The organism is Falsiroseomonas oryziterrae, from assembly GCF_021864505.1.
GTDB lineage: Bacteria > Pseudomonadota > Alphaproteobacteria > Acetobacterales > Acetobacteraceae > Falsiroseomonas > Falsiroseomonas oryziterrae.
The window spans coordinates 1-3,682 of record NZ_JAKJIB010000375.1 but is presented as its reverse complement, the minus strand read 5'-3'; the positions used below and the strand labels follow the sequence as shown (position 1 = coordinate 3,682).

The 3,682-nt window shown below is 72.7% G+C and carries 4 protein-coding genes; 1 reads left to right on the top strand and 3 read right to left on the bottom strand.

Going from position 1 to position 3,682, the window contains the following annotated elements:
• The 3 genes from L2I40_RS20420 to L2I40_RS20410 form a co-directional block, all read right to left on the bottom strand.
• A partial coding sequence (locus tag L2I40_RS20420; protein ID WP_237217015.1) for a beta-ketoacyl-ACP synthase occupies positions 1–829 on the bottom strand: 829 nt, incomplete at its 3' end.
• 1 nt (position 830) lies between these two features.
• Positions 831–1,286, bottom strand: a complete 456-nt coding sequence (locus L2I40_RS20415) for a 3-hydroxyacyl-ACP dehydratase FabZ family protein (protein ID WP_237217014.1) — start codon at positions 1,284–1,286, stop codon at positions 831–833.
• A gap of 30 nt (positions 1,287–1,316) precedes the next feature.
• Positions 1,317–1,607 (bottom strand): acyl carrier protein, encoded by a 291-nt coding sequence (locus L2I40_RS20410; protein ID WP_237217013.1) that lies wholly within the window; start codon positions 1,605–1,607, stop codon positions 1,317–1,319.
• 194 nt (positions 1,608–1,801) lie between these two features.
• Between L2I40_RS20410 and L2I40_RS20405 the strand changes: the two genes are divergently transcribed.
• Complete coding sequence (locus L2I40_RS20405) at positions 1,802–3,382, top strand: ABC transporter substrate-binding protein (RefSeq protein WP_237217012.1); 1,581 nt, start codon at positions 1,802–1,804, stop codon at positions 3,380–3,382.
• Positions 3,383–3,682: the final 300 nt, after the last annotated feature.

Below are 3,682 nucleotides of genomic sequence, written 5' to 3'. Positions count from 1 at the left end.
GCCCACTGTCCTCCGCCGTGCGGCGGGCCTGGGCGGTGGCGATGGCGCCGAGCCGGGCGAGGCCACGCGCGCCGCGGGCCCGGGCATGCGCCGCCGTCTCGAGCACCAGGAAGGCGGCCTGGGTGCCGGTGATCGCGCCCGGCGCGTCGTCGCGCGAGAAGACCGGCGCATAGGCACCGCGGCGCAGCAGCCCGCCAGCGTGATACAGCAGAAGAAGATCCCAGCGCGGCGCGGAATAGGCCCCGCCCACCAGCGCGATCGGCGAGGTGCCGTCGGCCAGCCGCGCCGCGGCGATGCGCACCGCATCGGCGCCGGCCTGCTCCTCGCCCATCAGCGTGCGCGAGGCGCCAGTGACGCCGTGCACGATGGAGATGTTGCCTGCGAGGAGGTTGGAGAGCTGCGCGAGGAACAGCGTCGGCCGCAGCCCGCCCGCCAGCATCTCATTCAGCTTCGGTGCGGCCTGCTCGGGCGGCAGCGCAGCCAGCGCGGCGAGAATGGAATCGTCCAGCGCGACGTCGCGCTCGCCGCCACCTGCCGCGACGATCAGGTCCATGTCGGCGACGAGGCCGCGCGCCCCCGCGTCGTCGATGGCGAGCCCCGCCGCATAGGTGCCGAGGCGCTGCCAGGGCTCCATCTGCCGCTGGTCGCCCTTCTTGGGGATCTGCCGGTCCAGCTCCGGCATCGGGCCCGCCTGGATCGGGAAGGGCGCGAAGCTGGTCTCGTCGAGCCCGGCCGGGGCGGTCGCGTCGAGCGCGGCCAGATGCGCTGCGCGCCCCTCGCCAGCCGGGGAGACCAGGCCGATCCCGGTGATCCAGATGTCGTGGGCCATCTCAGCCATGCCCCGGCAGGCCGATCCGCTTCGCCGTGTCGCGCATCATCCGCTCCAGCTCGGGTGCCGGGAAATCCATGACGCGGTAGGTGATCTCGGCATCCGCCACGCGCTTGCCGCCCGACTCGATCCGCGCCGAGCAGACCGCGTAGCCGGAACCGTCGTGGATACGATTGGCGTGCACCGTCAGCGCGCTGCCGGGACCCACGAAGCCGCGGAACTTCGCCTCCCCCACCTTGGACAGGAAGGGCATGCGGCTTAGCCCGTTCAGCGCCAGCAGCAGCCAGCCGCCGGCCTGGGCCATGGTCTCCACCATCAGCACGCCGGGCAGGATGGGGTAGCCGGGGAAATGCCCCTCGAAGACCGGGCTGGCGTCGGGCACCGTGCTGGCGACCGTGATGGACTCGGCGCCGAGCTCCACCACGCGGTCCACCATCTGGAAGTATTCGAGCCGCATGGCGGCTGTCCGTGCGTGAGTGGCCGCGCGTCAGCCGCCCGCCTGCTTGGCGGCGACCAGCTCCTCGATCCGCTGGGCCAGGTTGCCCATGACGAAATACTGCTCGGCCGGCGCCTTGCCCGCATTGACCTCCTGCGTCCAGGCCTCGACCGGGACCTTGATGCCGAAGGCCTTGTCGATGGCGAAGACGATGTCGAGGAAGTCGAGGCTGTCGATGCCCAGGTCGTTAATGACATGGGCCTCGGGCGTGATCTTCTCGGCCGGCACTTCGCTGTTCTCGGCGATGATCGCGGCGATGCGGTCGAAGACCGGGGAGGTCATGGTGCGGGACTCCGGGCGGCGGGGAGGGCCGCTGGCGCGGCATTCGGGCGCGCCTCTTCGCGCGATCGGGGCGGCTTGTCCAGGGCGGGCCGGCCGGGAAGCCCCTTCCAAAGCGCCGTCGCGCTCCCGACATGACCCCCGACGCGCCGGACCGCGCCCCAGAGCCGGCCGGCCACGATCGGGAGAGTTCGACGATGCGACGCACCCTGCTGGCCAGCGCACTGGCCGCCTGCCTGCTGCCTGCCCTGGCCCCCGCCACCCAGGCCCAGCCCGCGCGGACGCTGACCATCGGCATGGGCGGCGTGCCGACCGGCTACGACCCGCACTACCACTCGACCAACAACAACAACGCCCAGCTGCGGCAGATCTTCAACCCGCTGATCGACATCGACACCCAGGGCCGGCCCTTCGGCGTGCTGGCGGAGTCCTGGCGCGTGGTCGAGCCGACGATCTGGGAATTCCGCCTGCGCGAGAACATCCGCTTCCACGACGGCACGCCGTTCGGCCCCGAGGACATCGCCTTCACCCTGGCCCGCGTCCCGACCATCCCGAACAGCCCGGGTCCCTTCACGACGCAGGTGCGCCCGATCAGCCGGGTGGAGATCGTGGATGCCCGGACCGTGCGCCTGCACACCTCGGCCCCGACCCCCTTCCTCGATCGCGACATCGCCCAGGTGATGATGCTGTCGCGCAGCATCCACGCGAACGCGCAGCTGGCCGACTTCAACGCCGGCCGCGCGCTGGTCGGCACCGGCGCCTATCGCCACGTCTCGCTCAGCCTCGGCGAGCGGCACGAGATCGTGCGGAACCCCGATTTCTGGGGGCCGCGCCCGGCTTGGGACCGCGTGGTGACGCGCTTCATCACCAACCCGGGCGCGCGCAGCGCGGCGCTGCTGGCCGGCGACGTGGACCTGATCGACGCCGTCTCCGTCACCGACGTGCCGCGGCTGTCGTCGGATCCGCGCATCGCGCTGTTCTCGACCGACAGCAACACCACCGCCTTCATGTTCCCCGACGCGGCGCGCGACAACCCGCCGCACATCACCGACAAGCAGGGCAACCCGCTGGCGCGCAACCCGCTGCGCGACCTGCGGGTGCGCCAGGCGATCAGCCTCGCCATGCCGCGCGACGCAATCGTGGAGCGCCTCATGCAGGGCCAGGGCTCGCCGGCCGAGCAGATCGCCTCCCGCGCCTTGCCGGACCGCGCGCAGGGCCTGCCCGCGCTGCCGACCGACGTCGCCCGCGCGCGGCGACTGCTGGCCGAGGCCGGCTATCCGGACGGCTTCCGGATGACCATCCACGGGCCGAACGGCTTCATCGTTGGCGACGCCGACATCCTGCAGGCGGTGGCGCAGGCGCTGACGCGCATCGGCATCGAGACGCGGGTCGAGGTGATCCCGCCCGCACCCTTTTTCACCCGCGCCACCGCGCGGGAGTTCTCCTTCTTCTTCTCGACCTTCACCGCCAACACGGCGGCCGTGATGCTGCGCCAGGTGGTGATGACGCGCGACCCGCAGGCCGGGCTCGGCGCCTTCAACCGCGGCCACTACTCCAACCCGGCGGTGGACACGCCGCTGGCCGAGGCGCTGCGGACCATGGACGAGGGCCGGCGCAACGCGCTGGTCGGGCAGGCGATGCGCGCGGCGGTGGACGACCTCGCCGTCATCCCGCTGATGTACGTCCGGGTGAACTGGGCGGGGCACCGCAACAAGGTGCGCTACGATGCCCACCCGTCCTGGTTCACCAACGCCCTGCTGGCGAGCCCGGCCGAGTAGCGGCGGACAGGGGCAGCAAGACGGCGCGGCAGGCGGCGGTCGCCGCGTCCTCGCGGGCGCGGATCTCCGGCGCCGCTTGAATCGGCGTCGCCGCCGCGCCCTGCGCCCAGGCCAGCGCGTCGCAGAGGATCGGCGCGCGGAAGGACCAGCCCTCCACGGGGGGGCGGCTGCGGGCCGGCGGCGAACCGGGGCTCGTCGGGCCCGAGCGCGGCATGCGCCGTGAAGCGCGGACCCTCCGCGCCGAAGGCCGCAGCGGTGATGCCGGGCTCGGCGGCCTGCCTCACCGCCTCGCCACCCAGC